Source organism: Azospirillum terrae, from assembly GCF_053470425.1.
Genome location: NZ_JBPXMR010000004.1, coordinates 1 through 19,669 on the forward strand (window position 1 = coordinate 1; position 19,669 = coordinate 19,669).

Consider the following 19,669-nt stretch of genomic DNA (forward strand, 5'->3'; position numbering starts at 1 on the left):
GAAGGGATGGTCTGAACCGGTCGAACAAAGGGATAAGGGCACACGCGATACCAGCCGACATTATCGAAGAGCAGGCACGCTATCCGGCCTTGACCCCGTAACCCCAATCAGAGAAGACTCTCAGAGATTCATACTCCAATTTATGGCGCCGCGGCGTCGGCGCTCGCTGCGCTCGCCCCCGACGCGCTGGCAATGTCTCCCGGAGGAAATCACAGACCTGCCTCGGTCGCGGATGACGGCGCCGATATCGGAGACGCAAGAGCCCCTTCCGGGAGACGCCGAAGGCCACGGCGATACCCTTGATCCTTCTGGCCACGAGGGGTTTTCGCCCCGGCCTGAAATTTCTGCCGTGGGCGCGCGCTGGCTCCGGCAGCTACTCCCCCTGCGACCCCACCCTCAGAAGCATGCCAACGACTCACGGGCAGCCGTGTATGGAGTCGCCGAGGCGCAGACAATGCTAACCCAGGCGTCAATCAAACCTGACTTACCTATGGCTGCACACGCCAATCTGCACACAACTTTATTGTTGCAGCGTAGGGGGCGTCGCTGGCAGAATCGCCAGCGTTACCACCCAGGAGGAACCCATGGACATCTATTTATCAAACGCGATTTACGACCGCCTCGTCGATGCGATCGTCGCCACCCCCGCCATTTCCGACACCGGTGCGTCTCGCGCCGGGTTGGTGCGACTCGCGCTGGCCGATGCCAACATCTGGAGCGGACGCGTCCGCGACGACCTAATGCGCACAGGTGAGTTGGACGGCGTGATGGTCGGCTGAGGGGCGCCGCGTAGAGTCACACTATCTGCCGGCTTGCAACGGTCCATTCCCCTGTTACACTTACGGCTCGAACGCGGTCGAATCACCGCCCGTAAGCTCCTGATTTTTCAGGGAAAAGTAGAAGTGGCGTCCCCAACGAGACGATCCGCCCGCCTCCCAATCGACCATTGAAAACCTTGATTTCAGCCATTTCCCAAGGGTATACGTGTGGGGAAAACGTGTGTGGGAGAGGCCCAATGTACATGGAGCGTAGGCGGCGGCGCTGGTATGCCCTGCACGACATTCCGGCTGACGTTCAAGAGGCTCTTGGACGCAAGCGGTTCGTCCAAAGCCTGGAGACCGAGGACCGCGCGGAAGCGAAGCGGCGGGCGTCTCCCCTTGAAGTTCGCTGGCTGTCGGAGATCCGTAAGGCCCGCACACAGAGCACCGACCACATTGAACAAGACGCAAGCTACTGGCGGAAGGTCTTGCGCGACACCCCGGAGTCCGAACGAGACATGGTAGTCAGCCTCATTGCAGACGAGGCGGATAATCGCTGGCAAAAAGTCGCAACACGGGCCGGTATCGTGGACGAGGACAACCCGGATGTTGAAGAGATGCCAGAGTATGACGAGGCAATTCGGTTCTTCAAGGTCGCCACAGGGCAGATTACACGCTTTGACGAACACATTGAGGAGTACCTTGCAACCCTCAAGAATGAAGCTAAGACTATCGACATGAAGCGGTCTACGCTCAAGAAGTTCGCTGAGGCGTTCCCCTATCTTCAGGATGTGCAGCGCAAGGCCGTTCAGCGTTGGGTTAACAAGCAGGGGCAGGAAGGGAAAGCCGTCGCCACTATCCGCCGATCCCTATCGGAGCTTCGCGGGTATTGGGCCTACCTCACCTCCATTGAGGCAGCCTCGGAGAACGCCCTGCCCTTTGAAAAGCTGTCCATGCCGAAGGCCGCGAAGCCCAAGAACGGCAACGGCGATCGGAAGCCCTTCACCCCCGCCGAGGTGGTCAAGCTCCTACATGCTGCCCAGGAGAGCAAGGACCACGAGGTTGCGGACCTGATCCGCCTGGGCATGTGGACGGGGGCGCGCGTTGAGGAACTATGCGCCCTGAAGCTGACCAAGGTGGGGGACGGGTTCATTGAGATTGAGGAAGCCAAGACGGCGGCCGGGTGGCGGCAGGTACCCATCCACCCCAGGCTTCAGCCCACCATTGACCGGCTGAAGAAGGCCAGCAAGGACAGCTATCTCCTGTCTGGTCTCTCACCCAACAAGTATGGCGACCGCAGCAACGCCGTAGGGAAGCGCTTCGGGAGGCTGAAGAAGGAACTCGGGTTCACCGAAGCCCACGTCTTCCACTCCATCCGCAAGACCGTGGCGACCTTGCTGGAGAACGCGGGGGTTCCCGAGAACGTCTCTGCGGACATCCTGGGGCACGATAAGCCCACGATGACCTATGGCCTGTACTCGGGTGGCGCCTCACTGGAGGTGAAGCGGAAGGCACTGGAGAAAATCGACTATCCCGGAGCGTGAGGGCGGGCGCACGTCGGGAGGGAAGAGGCCCGTTCCCGGTGACAGGTTGGCCTCTCTGGTGCGCTGTGGCTGCCGGGTGCCCCCGATGTGCCAGAACGCACCCAGCGGGCCAACCTGAGGCGCCCTCAACCCTCCTGGCGCGAGGCCCTTCCCCCCGTATGGGTGAAGCCGCCCTGCATCACACCGAACGGCTAATCCTGCGCCTCTTGGTCTGCGAGTTCCATCGGAGCGGACTTCTTTCCAACAGGTAGGGTGGCATTTCTGCCTCCACTACTCGTTCCATCTAGTTCCAGAGACGCATTTGGCGTGGCCGAAAGGGACCCCACGCTCTCCCAAAGCACCTTTAGCCCCTCAAGACGCTTGCGCGCTGTGGCGGGCAGATATTGTGACTTCGAAACCAATTCGTCCAAAGCTTTCTGGATTTCCCTGGCCAGCGCATCAACTTCTTTCATTCCGCCTTGTATGTCGATACTTTTGATCGCACATTTGTTCATGAGATCCATACAGAACAGCAGACCAGCAAATCCAAACAGAAGGTTGAATGGATACGGCACGAAGTCGCGCTGCGATAAAACAATGGCTATGCAAGCAAATAACGCAACTCCAGACGCCAAACGGATAATTTCAGCCATAGCCCCAAATGGATGGCGCTCAGAAAATGATACGAAATCTTTCTTTTTGATGAAGACGGCAATCTTCTTTTTGAGCGCGCGCACGGATTTAATGGCCGCCTTGCGCGCAATCCACATCCGCACCCACTTTATCACCATAGCGAAACTTCCAAGGCACCCAAAAATGGTGAATAGAAGTCCTGCCCACTCCCACGCCGTCTTGTTTAATGCGTCATTATAAACAGCAATCAGCCAATCCATCATTACCCCCCTAGAGAAAATTGTATATGAGCTGTCAGCAATATCTTAAACCCGGATTTCCCATATGGACAGCCTATTCACCCCTGATTGACGCAAATGCAGCCCGGTTCCAGCCCAACCGGAAGGCCACATAGCGGGAGTGGGTGATCGCCTTGGCGCCGATCTTGACCACCTCCCCATCGCGCCGGGGTGAGGTTGGCGCCCCTGGTGGGATTTAGGGGCCTGGGAGGTGCCGACTACCGGGGAAGGCCAGAACGCATCCTGAGGGGCAACGTGGGGTGCCGCTAACGCTTTCTGCTGGGTGCCCCTCGCTCCCCGCCGAAGTCCGCCAAGGCACCTATCGTGAAGCCATCCTCCTGAGCGTAGGAGCGAACGCTACGCATGGCCTGAGGCGCACCAACGCGGACAAGCGGCGGGCTGTCCTGCGGCTGCTTGAGGATTACCAGCCTGGGTGTTCTCTGGGAAAGCACGTGTGTCCTGAAGGGAACCGCTGCTGGTCCTGCCGGAGTGACCGGGAGATTGCCCGCCGTGTCGCGGTGTCGAACGACTTCGTGTCCCGCCTACGCCGCGAAACGTCACCGTCATCCAATGACAGTGAACCCCAACCCCGAACCTACACGAACCGCCACGGCACCACCTCGACCATGAACGTGGGGAACATCCGCAAAGCGTCACAAGCGGCCTCTCACATATGCGAAAGCACACCCAATAGGGCAGCTTTGACACCAGCCGCGGGCTAAGCCATCATGCAACTCTCTCGCCGCTTGCATACGGGGGTATTAGTGAAGGGGCTACTGTTTTACCCATTGATGTTCCTGAGGCCAATTCTAAAGCTCGCCCTCCGATTGATTGGAGGAGTGTGCTTCCTGGGAGCAATCGCAATACTAATTCTCGGAAAGGACGGGCAAGGCTGGGCATCGCTCATATATTTCGCCCTATCCTTTGCCATTTTCCTTGCTGGATGGTTTTACGACAACCTTCTACTTCGCCTCAACCCCGAGAACAATGTTCTCATTCTTAATCGGTAGGGCGTACGAGGGGCGACACAAGCCCCTCATTTCTATTAAGCGCAGATCCATTTCATGGTTGACCGGAACATGAGCACAGAAAAGTTGGGGTGGTGGTTTGTTGGGGGCTGCGCCCTGCTATCCTTCACCATATGGACACAAATGGTCAACAATAGGCGAGACAACGCCTGTAGCCACCTTTGGGAAGCCTTAGGAAATCAAGGACTGATACTTCAGTATGCCAATGGTGGCGCCGACAAGAACCGCTGGCCCATTATAGGAGCGCTTGAGGGGATCTTTGGTGTATCGCTGGAGGATTGTAGACGGAGGTAGGTCAAGTTTCACCGAAAAATCTGAGAGCTATACCGCTATACTGGCGCACCCACCTTCCCCCCATGGGGGTGCCGCCGCCCTATGTGTCACCTGGGGGCACCCCGCCCACACCCTCACGCCGGGGCTACATTGGCACCGCTGGTGAGTCCTGGGCGCCTGGGAGGTGCCGACCTACCGGGGAAGGCCAAGGCGCATCCTGAGGGCCAACCTGGGGCGCTGGCGTAGGTGTCTACAGGGAAGCCCAGCCCAACCGCCGCCGCTCTCTCGTCCGTCTCGTTTAGGTATACCCACGCAAGGCGTCTCAACGGGACAGCCAAGCCCAAGGCTTGCGTGTCTCATTTGGGTTGACATCGTATTCCAAGACAGTCACAGTGAGAAGGTCTAGAGCCAAACGAGACAGAGGGGCGGGTGTCATGGCGGTCTATGGATATGCGCGCGTCAGCACCACCGATCAGGATCTCAGCCTACAGGAAGCCTCGCTTCGGGCTGCTGGGTGCGATGTCATCCGCGCCGAGAAGGTCAGCGGGACAAGCCGCAACGGGCGGGAAGAGCTGAACAACCTCATGCAGTTCATCCGCGCTGGTGACACGCTCTGTGTTACGCGCGTAGATCGCTTGGCGCGGTCCATTGGCGACCTTCAGGACATCGTGCGGGAGTTGAAGGGAAAGGGCGTTCGTCTGAAGGCGACGGAACAGCCATTCGACACGGGCGATATCTACGGTGAGTTGACGCTGAACCTCCTCGGGGTGTTCGCGGACTTTGAAACCAAGCTGCGCCGCGAACGGCAGATGGAGGGGATCGCCAAGGCCAAGGCCGAGGGGATATACAAGGGGCGGAAGCCGTCCATTGACGCTGAAGCCGTGAAGGCCCTTGCGGCTGATGGTGTCGGGGCAACCGAGATTGCACAGCGGTTGGGGATCGGCAGGGCTAGCGTGTACCGCTGCCTTGGGCAATGAGAAGCGGTCCCCAATTACCGTGCCCCTTCAGCCAAACGGGTGTTCTGATCGGCTCCCGTCCAAAGTGCAGTGACTGCACCGGAACGACCATGAAGCCAATTACCCGACACTCTCACGGAAGCGGCCCCTGCCGTACCTCGTCGTGCTTCATCGGTAGACCTCCTCTCGTTCGACCATGTGTGTTGTGTTGCTGAACTGGACCGCTTGAGCTTGCCTTGGGCGGTCCTTTTTCTCGACCCCATACATGGAAGACACCCCAAGAGGAAGATCATCAAGGTTGGGGGTAAGGGGGAAACATAGGTGTCAACCTAGGTGTCCCTGTAAGGTTTAGGAATAGGTGCGATGAATGGTAGATGACACCTAGATAACACCTCAGTGTCACTCACGGTTCACATTAGGTGGCCTGTAGTGACAACCATCCATCCCTACCTCCCCATCTCCCAATCCGGGAAAAGTGCAGTCACTGCACCTAAGGCAGCCCAGGCTATCCGCTTGGGTCTGTGAGGATGGCGTGCGCCTTCTTCATCCCGTGTATCTGTTCCTGAGTTTTGAAAATAGGCCCTCAATGCGCAAGAAGCCCTCAAAGGCACGCATGAAGGAACTGACGGAAGTCCGCAAGTTCCACCTCGGTTTCTCCGACGTGTCCTCTCTATCCTCTCTCCGAGACACCTACAAGGCCAGCCTCGGTTTCGCCGTTTCCTCATCCATCGTCATTTCCGTAGCCCTGCAAAGCTTGGCCGAGGAAGTGAGCCGTGGGGTGGTCAGGAAGCACCCGGCTATGCGGCTGTCTCGCTAGCCTTCACCCAAGGTGCAGTGACTGCACCGAACCCAAGAAACACCATGCTCGAAGCCCATTTCGCACCCAACCCGCCCGTGAAGTTCGGGCAGAAGTTCAGCCGTGGCACCAAGCGGCTTGTTGTCTGCCGGAAGCTCAGCGTTTCCGCCTACTCGGAAGACCCCGTTCTCACCCTCTGCCGCAAGCTGGTGGAGGAAGGCCACGGAGACGAGTGCCTTACCGTCTACCGGGGTGACGCTCCGGCCATGTTCATCTCCTCCATTCGGAAGGCTGCCAAGCTGACCGTGAAGGAAGACGCAAACAGCGGCCCTCGGTTCGCCCCTTACGTCCTCCCCAGCTTCCCCGCCAAGGCACCAGGGGCCGCCCCTGTGTCGGCTTTGGCTGACGCCGAGTAGTCACGCAGGGCACCAGCCCAAACCGCACCAGCGGTGCCAATGTCACCCCGGCACCGACCATCCTCTAACCCCACGGTTAGGGAAGCTAATGTGTCCAACATACACATTAGACTTAGCAACGTATTTCACCAGAACACACGAACGAGAACCCAATGAGCAACTTCAATTCTTTTCAGATCCCCAGCGCCGGTTTCGACCGTGCGGACCATGAGCGCACCAAGGCGGAGTTTGACGCTTCCCTTAAGGCGGAACGTGACGCCGACCTCAGTGCGGCCCAGGAGCGCACCGGCAACACCGGAGGCGTTCATAGCGTCGTCATGCGTGATGGTCAGATGGATGCCACCTACAGCAAGACCAACCGTGCCACCGCCGGGGATCTGCGGACGGGCGCTGGTGGACTGCTGGACACCGCAACGACCGCTTGGGGGACGCCTCAGGCCCCCTCGGATGTGAAGGGTGACAGCCTTGTCACCATCGACGGTATGAGCATGACGGCAGCCATTGCCGAACGCATGGGCCTTCTGACCCGTGATGCTGGCGGTTTCTACCGGGAGGTTGGCAGCGCCACCGGCCCTTTCTGACGGAGGGAGGGACGAGCCAAGGAATGGCTTCTCCCTCGGGGGCTATGTCGGGTACCCCCGGCACCCCGGAACGCACTGGTGAGGCCAACCCGTCACCGGGGGAAGGGCCTTCGCTGGAAGCCTTGGACCCGGAGAGCGAGGCTGTCATCTCCGACCTTGCCAACTCCCTTCGCCCGACCACGCAACAGAAGATTGTTGCCCAGGTGTCGAGGGAGTTGGGCGTTAACACCTACATCCTTGGTGATGTGATGGTAGCCAAGGGTGTCGGCATGGAGGAAGCGCGGGAGATCGTTCATTCCGCCATCCTGCCCATGAAGGTCCAAGCCGACCTCTCGGTGAAAGCCGAAGGTGTCCCCGATGATGGCGAGTTCTGGGAGTGGGCCAAGGAACACCGCAAGCCGTCCCTTGAGGCTGCCATCCGGTCCCACGCTGAAGACCGCACCACCCAAGGCTATCGGACCTTGGCGCGGGAATACGTCTCCAATCTGGACGCCATCCGCACCGGGGATGTGATGGACGCGGCCCGTGCGGCTGGCATCGGTGCCCGTGAGATAAACGGCAGGATCGTCCTCGACATTCCGGGGCATGGCTCTATGGGCTACGCGAGCGCCGTCAAGCACGGACTCATCCGCGTGAGCAGGAACGTCTAACGGATGATCCCTGTCCACGGGTCACCCTATGCGCGCTGGCTCAAAGAGGTGAAGGCCAAGGCCACAGCGCAGGGTTGGGGTGATATCCGCTCCAACGTCACCGAAGGCCGAACCGTCGTCATCACCTTTTCCACTGGCATTCAGGTTCACAAGAGCCTGGATGACTTCAGCACTCCCGAAGCTTCCCCTCAGTCCCCCGAAGCTGACCGTGTAGAGGGCACTGAAGACCGCTATCCAGGGCGCTTTGTAAACGGCAAGCCGTGCGGCTGGGGAAACGGAAATCAGATGATCTGGATAGGCTCCAGCATCATGCGTGTATCCGACGCCGACACGTTGGGTCTGACTTTGTATCACGGCGGGGAAAAGAAGTGGCTGCCCCTGTACCACTCGGAAGACCTCGCCATCCAACGCTTTAGAACTGATCGCAACAAGCGCTTCTAACAAGGAAATACCAATGGCTATCAACACGACTATCAACACTCACAAGGGTCAGGAAGTTCTGACCTTCAACACCCTGACCGCCAAGCTTGTTCTCGAAGGTAACGGCCATAAACTTTACCTCGACAATGAGCAGATCCATATTGAACAGTCCACAGTTGAACACGTGTGGAACATCCTGAAGCGGGTTGCCGCGTAAGGCTCCTGCCCGTCTCCTCCCTTCCCCAAGTCCTATGGCTTCGCTTCGGTGGAACCAACAGGGCAACTTGGGGAAGGTGCGGGCAACCACCGCAGTATAACCACAACAACAAGCAAACACATGAACACCAAACCTTCCAATATTCGTTGCCATATCACGCTCAGCGGTTTAGAATTACCGCTCTCATATCAAGAAAAGTGGATGGAGTGACGGCATGAGCACCCCGGCAACCCGAAAATTATGCAAGCTAGCGCTGGCATTTCAGCGGCTACTGGATAAGAAGCCAATCCAGTACGTCGTGATCCTCGCGCATGTGAACAATCGTCCAGGCATATCATTTCAGGACCTTGTTGTCCTATCTGACTTGAGCAGGTCCACAGTCGCGCGAATTGTTGACTGGTACGTTAGCGAAGGCTTGATGGCGGCGCCGGAAATGCCGGAAGATCGAAGACATAAGGTCGCGTATCTCACTGCCGAAGGCGCCAAAGTGATGAATGACATAGCGGACATGGTATCCTAGACATAATACTGCGCTACATCTGGGACTCTCTCAGATCAAGTACAAATAAAACCACTGGACACACCCATAACTGTCGAGGTAATCCCTTCGTTATCACATCGGAGGAACCCTCAATGAAGTTGGAAATTGGTGAGAGCAACGGCCTCGTTGCCCGCATTGGTTCATTTTGTCTTTGGCTGGGCTGCTATCGTGGCCCCATGAAGCCCATTGACCACCCCGAGGGGAAGGCGATGGGAGCATGGGCAGAGGACCGGGAATGGTTCTTTCTGGCGGGTCCCCTGGTGTGCTGCCTCTCGGTGCAGTGACTGCACCATTCCCATGAACAACTCTACGCGCCGATGCGCTTCCGACAACTGGAAAGGACGATAATATGTCTGCCGTAACTCCTGTGCTAATTGGTACTTCAGCGTCTTCCACGAAATCTCTTTCAAACAAAGATTTGCTTCGGTTCACAAAAATGGTCGATGACTGCGTGGAAGAGATGCTGAGGCTGGGTATCGATGACGAAAAGTACGAAAGCATCCATATGGAGCTATGGTATAAATTTCACGAGATAGTAGCCGACAATACAACACCTGAGCATTACGCACAATTTTCAAAGCTGACTCTATCTACCGGCTTTCCTGTTCCCGTATATCATGGCGCTCCCTGAGCCCATTCACTCGATCAAACCCTAAGGTGCAGTGACTGCACCAAACTAAATCCGAACCACCCCACAAAGGCCCGCTCTAAGTGCACCAGAGGCACTTTCGGCGGGCCTTTTGTTTATCCAAGTCACAACAACATGATCAGCTAATGAACAACCAAAAGCAAGCACCTGACGAACTTGACATTGCCATTGCCGAAGGACTTCGGCGTCAGGCGCAGTATGAAGCGCGGGATACCGCTCAGCCTGACGAACTGGACCTTGCCATTCAGGAGGGACTTCAGCGTCAAGCGCAGTGGGAGGGTAATCAGACCAGTGGTGGCGTCATGGACACCGTTGGGAAGGTTGCCTCCGACATCGGCACCGGCATCACCGAAGTTCCCCGAGCGGTTGCCAAGGGTGTAACCGGAGCGGTCAACGAAGTCTTCGACGCCACGGCACCCGCCGCGAAGTGGCTTGAGGAAAAGACCGGGCTGACCAAGGCCCTCACCGGGCAGGACCCGACGTTTGACAACGGCGTGTTCCGCGACATGGCGGACCCACAGTCCGTCACCGGCAATCTGGTCAAGGATGTGTCCAAGTTCCTCACCGGCTTCGTCGGCGGAATGCGGATCGTCAAGGCAGCGTCCGGTGGCGCGGCGGTGTCAACGGCGGGGAAGTTCGCCCAGGCTTCCGCCGCTGGCGCCATCTCTGACGCTGCGGTCTTCAAGGGCACCGAGGAGCGCCTGTCAAACCTACTCATTCAGTACCCGATGCTTGACAACTCGGTGACCCAATATCTGGCTGCCAAGCCCGACGATGGGGAAGCCGAGGGGCGCTTCAAGAACGCCCTGGAAGGTCTGCTGTTGGGCGGGGTGACGGAAGGCGTCTTCCTCGGGGCGAAGGCTCTGAAGGCCCTAAGGAGAGGCGACACGGCGGCGGCGGAAGCCCTTTCTGCGGAAGCTGAGACCGTCGCCAAGAAGCTTGAGACGGAGCCTGTTCAGGGTTCTCTCAATCTGGAAGGTGGCGGGCCGAAGCCGGACAGCATCCATGAGCAGGTTCGCCCCGGTGTCCAGACGGATGCCGGGAAGTCGAAGCCCACGGATCTGACACGGGAAGGTGCAGTGACTGCACCAAAGCCCTTCATGGCACCGGAGAAGGTTCAGGAACTCCGCGAGAACGTCAAGCGGATGTATACGGTTGGCGGTGAGGACATGACCGTTCATGGTCAGGACTTCAACTTCAGCAACTTCACGTCTTCCGAAGATGTTCGCGCCGCCATAAACACCATGTCCGCGACGATTGACGAGGAAATCCGAAAGGTAAAGGGCGGGAACTCCGAGGGTATCCGCAACTGGCAGACCGTACAGCGCAACTCCGACCGCCTTGCTGAACAAGTCGGAGAAGATCCGATGATTATGTTCAACAAGCTCCGTGACGATGCCCGTGACATGAAGTTCATGGACAGCAAGGTTCTCGCCTATCGGACCTTCCTGAACTCCATTACTGACAAGACCCTGGCGATTGCCCGTCTCTACAACGCGAATAAGCCGGGTGTGTTTGGCACGATGGAGGAGCTTGAGAGGAACCTTGTCCATCACGTCCAGCTTTGGGGCGAAACCCAGGCGCTGTTCAAGGGCGTTCAGACCAACATCGCCCGTTCGCTCAACGCCATGAAGCTTCCGGCTGGGACCGACTTGAAGATGGTCCTCGGCACCGATCTTCAGACCATGGCGAAACAGTTGGTGATGGCGGCGGATGACCCTGCGGCGGCTGGCAAGATCGTCCGCGGAAGCCTCGGAAACAAGCTGTGGAACACCCACAATGAATATTGGATCAACGCCATGTTGTCCAATCCGAAGACATGGGCGGCCAACTTCCTCGGCAACACCGCGCGCATGTTGCTTGATCCTGCTGAGAACGCCATTGCTGGCGCCATCAATGGGGACAAGGGTCAGGTGCTTGATGGCTTCCTGACTTATGCTGGGTACATGATGAACGCTGTGGACTCCATCCGCATGGCCGGAAAGTCCTTGCGTCTCGGGGAAGCCGTCCTTGACCCTCACGTGTCCTTCTTGGATGGCACCCCGCAGCACGCAATCTCGTCTTCCTATTGGGGCGTGAAGCCGGGCTTGGGTGCCAACATGATTGATGGCGTCGGGCAATTCGTGAACATCCCGTCCCGCGCCATGATCGGTATTGACGAGTTCAGTAAGCAGTTGACCTATCGGGGTAACCTCTGGGGTTCTTTCGTCCGCGAGGCGTGGGACAAGGGTATCCGTGGGCGTGACGCCCTGGACTACGCCGGTTCCAAGCTTGAGCAAGCCTTTGACGGGACCGGGCGCGGCCTGGATGACCGGGCAATGAAGATCGCGCGGGACACCACGTTCCAGCAACCGCTTGAAGCTGGAAGCTTCTCCTCGTGGATGCAGAACGGGACCAACAAGTTCGCACCGCTGAAGATCATCGCCCCCTTCGTCCGCACCCCAGCCAACATCATGGCGTATCTGTGGGATCGCACCCCCGGCATCAACATGCTGCATAAGCAGATGCAACAGGACTTCCTGGCCGGTGGCGAGCGGCGAGCTTCGGTGCTGGCAAAGACGGCCACGGGTGGCGCTCTGTGGACGGCGGGCTTTGGCCTTGCGCTCAACGGCTCCATCACCGGCAACGGCCCGGCTGACCCAAACGTGCGCAAGACAAAGCTAGAAACAGGGTGGAAGCCATACAGCATCCGTGAGGTGGACCCGGAAACGGGTAAGGTGACCTACACGCCGTACAACAAAGCTGACCCAATCTCCATGTTCATGGGTCTTGCTGCGGACATCGTTGAGATTGGTCCGCACATGAGCGACATGGAGTTTGAGAAGCTTGCCCTCGCCGCGACCACCGCCCTTGCGCACAATCTGAACAACAAGTCTTACCTTCAGGGCATCACCAACGCCGTCCAGGCGTGGGCACAGCCGGATAAGAAGGTGGAGAAGTGGTGGGAGGGTTACGTGTCCTCCTATGTTCCTGCCGCCGCTGCTGCCTTCAAGGATGACCCGTACATGAGGGAAGTCCGCAGCACGGTTGACGCCATCAAGGCCAAGACGCCGGGCCTGAGTGAAACCCTAGATCCCGTACGGAACATGCTCGGGGAGAAGATCGCCCTCCCGAGTGGGCACGGAATTGACGCCATCAACCCCTTCTATGGTTCCGAGTGGAAGAACGATGCTGTCTATGATGAACTCTCGCGTCTGGCGGAAATCAACAAGACGGGGTTCCAGCCGCCCGCTAAGAAGTGGGGTGACTTTGACCTGACGCAAGCCAAGGTTGGCCCCAATCAGACCGCCTATGATCGCCTTCAGGAACTCATTGGCACCGTCAAGGACAGCCGCGGTAGGACCGTCAAGGACACCCTTGAGGAGCGTATCCTTGGCAACGACTGGTCAAAGCTCACGGACGGCGGGGAAACCTACGACGGTTCCCGTATGATGACCATCAAGGCCATCCTCGGCGGCTACCGTCACATGGCGGAAGGAGCACTCATCAAAGAGAATGAGGACCTTCAGTCTCACTACATGGCACACCAGTTCAACCGGGCACAGGCCCTCAAGGTTCAGCAATAACGAAGTTCCTATGAGCAAAATGCAGTGACTGCACCGATCTAAATCAGAAACACTCCGCAAATGCCGCCACAAGTGAACCATATGCACTTGTGGCGTGACTTTTTCTCTTATCCAAACCACAACAACAGGATCATCTAATGTGCTTCTTCCTAGCACCCGCTGCGGCTGCCACAGCGGCAACAGCAACGGCGGCTGCATCGACGGCTGCGGCAACCGCTGCTACTGCAACGGCGGCGGCTGGTACCGCTGCGGCAGGAACGGCGGCTGCGGCTGGTGGCATTACCGCCTTCATGGCGAACAACGCCTTCCTCATCTCCTCCGCAGTGTCCGCTATGGGCACCGTGGCAACGCTGGCGGCTCAATCGTCCCAGCAACAGAGTCAGAAGAAGTACGCCGCTGCCCAGGCTGACGCCATCCGCGCCAACACGATTGCCGGATACGACCAGCTTGGGCTTCAGAAGCAACAGGAGCTTGCCAACGCCTCGCAGAAGATCGGCGCTACCTCCCTGGATGCCGCCAAGGCCCGTGCGCGGGCGCGTGTGGCTGCCGGTGAGGCGGGTGTGTCGGGTATCTCCGTGGATGCCCTGATGGCCGACTTCTCGCGTCAGGAAGGCACCTACAACTCGACCGTTGAGGAGAACTACGCCCGCAAGTCGGCGCAACTCGACCTCAACATGCAGGGTCTCCAGAAGGGCGCCCAAGGTCAAATCAATCAGATCCCCGAACCCAAGGCACCGGATTTCACGGGTGCTGCGCTGCGGCTGGGTGGGGACGTGATGAAAGCGTACGCTGCGTTCGGTGATGACCGAAGCAAGCTGAAGATCCCAACGTAATCGGCAGATATCATGTGGATTTCCACCGATGATAACCGGGCGAAGCTTATTGCTGGCATCAAAGCGTATGAGGATCTGAGCGCGGAACTCGGGCGCCAAGCCCTTGCGGGTGCCTCATTCGAGGAACGGCAAGAGCATGTGAACGCTACGCTTCCCAGCGTTATGGCAGCCCTTTCACCGCTGGGGCGCGAGTCGTTTACTGAATGGGCCAATGCGGTGCAGCGACACAGCAACGTAGCATGAACAAGGATACCCGCACGTTTATCGAAGCCCAGCAGAAGCCTTTCAGAGTCGGCGCGTGACCAGAGGTGTTCCCGGTGGGTGGCTGCCGGGAACCGAGTCGGGACAAGGTTGGGCGCCCATAGGTGCAGTGACTGCACTTGGGGGACATGCAGGGGGAGGCGAAAGCTTCCCCCTGTTTCTTTCGCGGCATAAATATGAGTGGAAACTAATGCACATCCTTGGTGTCGCTGAGCGTTGGGACGGGCAGCCTCCCCTATCCCGGCCGAAAGCGCATCAAAACGTGTGGGGAAAGCGTGTGTGGAAAAGCGAAAGGCCCAACCAAAAAGCTGAGCCTTTTCAATCGCTTACATACACACTGAGAGAGTGGCGTCCCCAACGAGATTCGAACTCGTGTCGCCGCCGTGAAAGGGCGGTGTCCTAGGCCTCTAGACGATGGGGACGTCGTCGGCGCGGAGAGAGAACTAACGGCCGGCCGCTGAGAAATCAAGGAGAATTCCCACCCGGTCGCGCTGCATCGTCGATTAGCAGCTGAACGCCCTCCGCGCCGTTCCAGCGATCGACCCGCAGCACCCCCGCCAGATGCAGCGGCGCCCCGTGTGCGGTCAGCAAAGCCTTGCCCAGCGGGCTCTCCAAACACCGGAACGCAATCGCCTTCAACCGCCCGCCGTCGCTGCCCGACAAGATGCAGCGCACATGCGCGCCCCCCACCACGTCGGCGCGCACCACCCGCGCGTCGGCCAGGGCGAATCGCGGCTCCGCGTTCCCCGTCCCGTACGGCCCCAGCTTGCCCAGCGTGTCCACCAACTCGGGAGTCGCCGCCCCCACCGCCAGCGCGCCGTCCAGTTCCAGCGTCGGCACCAGCGGAGCCGCCTGCACCTGCGCCGCGATTCGCGCGGTGAGGAACACCCGCAGCTCCGACAGCTTGTCCCCCGCCACGGTGAACCCCGCCGCCATGCGATGCCCGCCGCCGGCGATCAGCAGCCCCTCCTGCCGCGCCGCGATCACCGCGGCACCCAGATCCACCCCGCGCACCGACCGCCCCGAGGCCTTGCCGATCACCGTGCCGTCGTCCCGGGTCTCCAGCGCCACCACGCAGGCCGGGCGGCTGTAGCGCTCCTTCAGGCGCGAGGCGACGATGCCCACCACGCCCGGATGCCACCCCTGCCCCGCCACGAAGACCAGCTCGGCCTCCAGATCGGCCAGCGCCTCGACGTGGGCGATGGCCTCTTCCAGCACGATGGCCTCGATGGCGCGCCGCTCGCCGTTGTGCTCGTCGAGGCGCTGGGCAAGCTGCATGGCCTCGACGGGGTCGTCGGTGGAGAGCAGCCGGGCGCCCAGATCGGCCAGCCCGACTCGCCCGCCGGCGTTGACCCTCGGCCCCAGCACATAGCCGGCGTGGTAGGCGTCGGGCCGTTCCTTCACCCCGGCGACGTCGGCGAGCGCCGCCAGCCCGGTGTTGGAGCGCCGCGCCATAACCTTGAGCCCCTGCGCCACCAGCGCGCGGTTCAGCCCGGTGAGCGGCACCACGTCGCACACCGTGCCGAGCGCCACCAGATCGAGCCACCCCATCAGGTCGGGCGGGTTGCGCCCCTGATAGAACCCGGCCGCGCGCAGCGCGCGGTTGACGGCGACGACGGCCAGGAAGGTGACACCGGCGGCGCACAGCGTGCGGTAGTCGCCGTCCTCGTCCAGCCGGTTGGGGTTGACGATGGCGACGGCCGGTGGCAGCCGCGGCTCGGCCGCGTGGTGGTCGAGCACGACGACGTTGAGCCCCACCCCGGCCGCCGCCTCCAGCGCCACGAACGAGGCCACCCCGCAGTCCACGGTGACGACCAGCCGCACGCCCTCGGCGTGCAGGCGCAGCAGCGCCGGGGCGTTCGGTCCATAGCCTTCGGTGATGCGGTCCGGCACGTAGATTCGGGCGTCGGCCCCGATGGCGCGGAAGAAGCGCACGAGCAGCGCCGCCGAGGTGGCGCCGTCCACGTCGTAGTCGCCGAACACGGCGATGCTCTCGCCCTCCATGACGGCGCGGGCGATGCGGGCGGCGGCGATGTCCATGTCGCGGAAACGCGAGGGATCGGGCAGCAGGGCCTTGAGGGTTGGGTTGAGGAAGCTGTCGCACGTCCCCTCGGTGATGCCGCGCGAGGCGAGCACGCGGGCGACGATTTCCGGCAGCCCGCGGCTCTGCGCCATGGCCCAGGCCATCCGCTCGTCATACGCGCGCGCCTGCCAGCGCTTGCCGGTGATCGAGGCGCGGACGTCGAGGAAGCAGGGGGTGTCGGTCATCGCGCTATGGTGCCATGGACGGGGGCGAAGCCATAGCAGAAGCGCGAGGGGTGGGGCTAGGGGGACCCGGCGCCGTGGTCGGGTGCGGAGGCATCGCCCCGGCGCGAAAAGGACGACAGTCCTGGCGCGGGTGAGCTGCGCCGCCGTTCGAGGGCGAGTGGAACAGAATGGAACACTTTGGAACACTGTGCAGGGGGTGTTCAGTTCGTTCCCTTCCTCCAGGGCGCGAGGCGCCAAGAGCAAGCTCAATGTCGGGAGCGCGATGGCTCTCGTGCATTTTAATCATATGGCGCGCCATGGAAGAGCACCTTCAGCCGGTGCCTTCAAGATTATAAGTCTCTTCCGGCACGATCCGCGCGCCGATGGCCCGGATGCGGTCCTGAAGATCCGGCGAGAGATCGCCCGTCGCCACGAAGTGGAACATCGCCGAGGTGCCGAAGACACGCGTTTTCCCCGCCACCAACCCTTCGATCTGGCGGAGTTGTCGGTCGTCCGAGGCCATGACCTTGTAGCGCGTCATTCCACGTCACCTAGGTCCACTGCGCATCATGCCACGTTTTCCAGCTCCGCACAGGTATCTGGTTGCGATTGGATCGACATCCAACGGCAATTCAGGCGAATTCCGTAAGCGTTCCATCGAGAACACGGTCGATGGCGGCCGTACAATCGATCATCCCATGGCCTTGGCAGGTTCGCCCGTGTCCAAGGCAAACCGCGGTTTCACGAACGATGGCATAGAGTTCGTCGCGCGGTAGATCCGGCCGCGCCGACAGCAGCAGGGCGATCAAGCCCGCCACCTGCGGTGCGGCGCCGCTCGTCCCCCAACCGTTTGCCGAAACCCTTTCCCCGCCACCGTAGGCGATCAGCCCATTGCGCGGCGTGGGCGCCACCACGTCGGGTTTCGCGGCCGTGTTGACCGTGCCGGGAAACTGCCCCGGCCCCCGGCTGGAATAGCTCCACATCCGGCCGTCGAGGTCGCAGGTGCCAACCGTCATGACGTCGGCGCGCCCCTTGTGCAGCCAGATCGAATTCGGCGAACAGGCGTCCGCCGCACCGCCGGCGAGCGCGTGGTAGTTGCCGGCGCTGAACACCACATGCACGCCCGCCTCAATGGCTTTTTCCAGGGCGGTGGGGAACAGCGCGCCAGCGTGGAGTGCCGGCGGCGTACCGCTGTTCGTCCCGAAACTGTTGGTGGCCACGACCTTGATTCCACTTTGAGCAAGGCGGATGAGCTGTTCGTAGATCAGGACGAGGTCGCCGTCCACGAAGGTTGACCGGCAGGACATCAGCTTGGCGTGTGGCGCCACACCGGCGAACCGGGCACCGGCCGCGCCCGCGGCGATGCAGGCGCACATGGTGCCGTGGCCGAGATAGTCCGTCCACGGATCTTCGCTCGGCGGCGCCCAGCCCGGGACTATCTTGCCGGGCGTCTGGAATTCCAGACGCGTGCCGTCCACCCCGGTGTCAACGACCGCGATGACGACATTCTCGCTCCGGTGATTATGCAGATTCCTGGCCCGAATCCGGACGAGCACGTCGTCTAGCGTCGCTACTGCATCCGGGGATTCTACGGCGAAAGTTGGATCGAACGTCGGTTCGTCCTCAAGATCGTAGCGGAACTCGGGGATGAGATGCCCGCCAAATCGCGCGCACAGGGTCTCCAATATGCTGCGGAATTGGTCCTCCGAAACTCCCGCCGGTCGTGCCACGGCAACAAATCCGAGGTCGCGGCTGACACCTGTGACGCTGATGCCAGGGTCCTCAACCGCGAGGACCGCAAAGAGCCATCTTGGATCGTCAATCTTCAGCTTGAATCGGTCGGTCAGCGCGCCCTTCCAGATGTCTTCGGAATAGGGCACGAAACCAGCAGCCGAGGAAGAAGCCGACTCAACGGCAGGAGGAACCGCGGGCGGCTGTTTCGGGGCGGCAAGGCCATAGATTTTCAAGTCAGGGAGGTGCGCAAGCGCCGACACGTCCGTCACCCTCGCCTCGTGCAGGTACAGGGACCGCAACCCGCTCAGCCCGGACAGTGCTGACACGTCCGTCACCCCCGTCCAGCTCAGGTCCAGAAACTGCAACCCGCTCAGCCCGGACAGCGCCGACACGTCCGTCACCCCCGTCCGGCTCAGGTCCAGCAACTGCAATCCGCTCAGCCCGGACAGCGCCGACACGTCCGTCACTCCCGTCCGGCTCAGGTACAGGGACCGCAACCCGCTCAGCCCGGACAACGCCGACACGTCCCTCACCCCTGTCCCGCTCAGGTCCAGCCTCTGCAACCCGCTCAGCCCGGACAACGGCGTTAAATCGCTTACGCGTTTATGCCAGCGCTTTTGTACGGGGTGCCCAGCCAGGAGCGCCTTCTGGACCTCCGGGCGGGTCAGCGGGTTGTTCGGTGGCTTTCGGTTGCTTGTTGTGCGCAAGGCCATGAAAGATCGTGCCGGAAGCAAAGGGATCGCTCCTCACGATAGCAGCTTCTGGCGATATATTCTCGCCAAACCAAGAAAAATGGTGAATCGCCACACCTCAGGAGCGTTTTTCCAAAACCATCGCTCCCGCAGGCCGATGCACTTTAGGAAGCCGCGTCCCGTGTCAAGAGAAGGGAGCGCTTGAAGCGCAAGCACGGCCCCTTCCCCTGCTCCTCCGCAATGAACTCCCCCGTTCCAGCGCTTCGCGCAGGGAGGATTCCGCGGGAATGCGGGATCTCGACGCGCTGGTGGCGGCGTTTCCGGCGTGGTCGGAGGTGCCATTCTCCGCGTCCGCCACTGCCATGGCGCCGCCCTCAGGTCACGGAAACGCTGTTGTCCTTGCGGCGCGCGAGTTGGAGCTGACCGTCGATGCACTTGACGTAGGTGGTCTTGCCGGCCTTCAGATTGTCGAGCACGGTGACCAGCGCGCGGGGGATGCCGGCGAACTCCTTCGAGCCGCGCGACTGCGTGTTGTACGCCGCCACGTGCGCGCGGAGTTGCTCGCGCGGAACCGGTTTGCCGTCGTTGCCGATCATGGAACGCCCCCTCTCCCCAAA

Annotated in this window: 18 protein-coding genes and 1 tRNA gene; 13 read left to right on the forward strand and 6 right to left on the reverse strand. The window is 60.5% G+C overall.

Annotated elements, in window-relative coordinates; all coding sequences use genetic code 11:
* Positions 1 to 584 precede the first annotated feature (584 nt).
* Both ACSVDD_RS12320 and ACSVDD_RS12325 read left to right on the forward strand, forming a co-directional pair.
* Positions 585 to 779 carry a hypothetical protein gene (locus ACSVDD_RS12320; RefSeq protein ID WP_448189654.1) on the forward strand — a complete coding sequence of 65 codons (195 nt, stop codon included), beginning with the start codon at positions 585 to 587 and terminating at the stop codon, positions 777 to 779.
* Positions 780 to 1,015: 236 nt separating this feature from the next.
* Positions 1,016 to 2,302 (forward strand): tyrosine-type recombinase/integrase, encoded by a 1,287-nt coding sequence (locus ACSVDD_RS12325; RefSeq protein WP_448189655.1) that lies wholly within the window; start codon positions 1,016 to 1,018, stop codon positions 2,300 to 2,302.
* Between the two features lie 191 nt (positions 2,303 to 2,493).
* Here ACSVDD_RS12325 and ACSVDD_RS12330 read toward each other — a convergent pair whose 3' ends face one another.
* Positions 2,494 to 3,174, reverse strand: a complete 681-nt coding sequence (locus tag ACSVDD_RS12330) for a hypothetical protein (protein ID WP_448189656.1) — start codon at positions 3,172 to 3,174, stop codon at positions 2,494 to 2,496.
* 1,753 nt (positions 3,175 to 4,927) lie between these two features.
* On the opposite strand from ACSVDD_RS12330, the gene ACSVDD_RS12335 reads away from it, so the two are divergent.
* From ACSVDD_RS12335 to ACSVDD_RS12385, 11 genes are all read left to right on the forward strand, one after another.
* A complete protein-coding gene (locus tag ACSVDD_RS12335) occupies positions 4,928 to 5,470 on the forward strand; it encodes a recombinase family protein (protein WP_448189657.1) in 543 nt (180 codons plus the stop codon).
* Between the two features lie 592 nt (positions 5,471 to 6,062).
* The gene (locus ACSVDD_RS12340) at positions 6,063 to 6,266 is read left to right on the forward strand and encodes a hypothetical protein (protein WP_448189658.1); all 204 of its coding nucleotides are present in this window, start codon (positions 6,063 to 6,065) and stop codon (positions 6,264 to 6,266) included.
* A gap of 44 nt (positions 6,267 to 6,310) precedes the next feature.
* Positions 6,311 to 6,661 carry a hypothetical protein gene (locus ACSVDD_RS12345; RefSeq protein WP_448189659.1) on the forward strand — a complete coding sequence of 117 codons (351 nt, stop codon included), beginning with the start codon at positions 6,311 to 6,313 and terminating at the stop codon, positions 6,659 to 6,661.
* A gap of 152 nt (positions 6,662 to 6,813) precedes the next feature.
* The gene (locus tag ACSVDD_RS12350) at positions 6,814 to 7,242 is read left to right on the forward strand and encodes a hypothetical protein (RefSeq protein ID WP_448189660.1); all 429 of its coding nucleotides are present in this window, start codon (positions 6,814 to 6,816) and stop codon (positions 7,240 to 7,242) included.
* A 122-nt stretch (positions 7,243 to 7,364) separates the two neighbouring features.
* Positions 7,365 to 7,892: a hypothetical protein gene (locus ACSVDD_RS12355; RefSeq protein ID WP_448189661.1), complete on the forward strand. Its 528-nt coding sequence runs from the start codon at positions 7,365 to 7,367 to the stop codon at positions 7,890 to 7,892.
* A gap of 3 nt (positions 7,893 to 7,895) precedes the next feature.
* Complete coding sequence (locus tag ACSVDD_RS12360) at positions 7,896 to 8,333, forward strand: hypothetical protein (protein ID WP_448189662.1); 438 nt, start codon at positions 7,896 to 7,898, stop codon at positions 8,331 to 8,333.
* A 13-nt stretch (positions 8,334 to 8,346) separates the two neighbouring features.
* Complete coding sequence (locus ACSVDD_RS12365) at positions 8,347 to 8,529, forward strand: hypothetical protein (protein ID WP_448189663.1); 183 nt, start codon at positions 8,347 to 8,349, stop codon at positions 8,527 to 8,529.
* A 214-nt stretch (positions 8,530 to 8,743) separates the two neighbouring features.
* Entirely contained in the window at positions 8,744 to 9,049 is a 306-nt protein-coding gene (locus ACSVDD_RS12370; RefSeq protein ID WP_448189664.1) for a MarR family transcriptional regulator, read from the forward strand.
* Positions 9,050 to 9,844: 795 nt separating this feature from the next.
* Positions 9,845 to 13,285 carry a hypothetical protein gene (locus tag ACSVDD_RS12375; protein ID WP_448189665.1) on the forward strand — a complete coding sequence of 1,147 codons (3,441 nt, stop codon included), beginning with the start codon at positions 9,845 to 9,847 and terminating at the stop codon, positions 13,283 to 13,285.
* A gap of 290 nt (positions 13,286 to 13,575) precedes the next feature.
* Positions 13,576 to 14,118, forward strand: coding sequence for a virion core protein, T7 gp14 family (locus ACSVDD_RS12380; RefSeq protein WP_448189666.1), 543 nt, complete (start codon positions 13,576 to 13,578; stop codon positions 14,116 to 14,118).
* Positions 14,119 to 14,130: 12 nt separating this feature from the next.
* Positions 14,131 to 14,361 carry a hypothetical protein gene (locus ACSVDD_RS12385; RefSeq protein ID WP_448189667.1) on the forward strand — a complete coding sequence of 77 codons (231 nt, stop codon included), beginning with the start codon at positions 14,131 to 14,133 and terminating at the stop codon, positions 14,359 to 14,361.
* 364 nt (positions 14,362 to 14,725) lie between these two features.
* Here ACSVDD_RS12385 and ACSVDD_RS12390 read toward each other — a convergent pair.
* The 5 genes from ACSVDD_RS12390 to ACSVDD_RS12410 form a co-directional block, all read right to left on the reverse strand.
* A tRNA-Glu gene (locus tag ACSVDD_RS12390) sits at positions 14,726 to 14,801 on the reverse strand.
* Positions 14,802 to 14,844: 43 nt separating this feature from the next.
* On the reverse strand, positions 14,845 to 16,647 hold the full coding sequence (gene recJ / locus ACSVDD_RS12395) for a single-stranded-DNA-specific exonuclease RecJ (protein ID WP_448189668.1): 1,803 nt from the start codon (positions 16,645 to 16,647) through the stop codon (positions 14,845 to 14,847).
* 310 nt (positions 16,648 to 16,957) lie between these two features.
* Positions 16,958 to 17,167, reverse strand: a complete 210-nt coding sequence (locus ACSVDD_RS12400; RefSeq protein ID WP_448189669.1) for a hypothetical protein — start codon at positions 17,165 to 17,167, stop codon at positions 16,958 to 16,960.
* A 91-nt stretch (positions 17,168 to 17,258) separates the two neighbouring features.
* The gene (locus tag ACSVDD_RS12405) at positions 17,259 to 18,818 is read right to left on the reverse strand and encodes a S8 family peptidase (RefSeq protein WP_448189670.1); all 1,560 of its coding nucleotides are present in this window, start codon (positions 18,816 to 18,818) and stop codon (positions 17,259 to 17,261) included.
* 608 nt (positions 18,819 to 19,426) lie between these two features.
* A complete protein-coding gene (locus ACSVDD_RS12410) occupies positions 19,427 to 19,648 on the reverse strand; it encodes a hypothetical protein (RefSeq protein WP_448189671.1) in 222 nt (73 codons plus the stop codon).
* Positions 19,649 to 19,669: the final 21 nt, after the last annotated feature.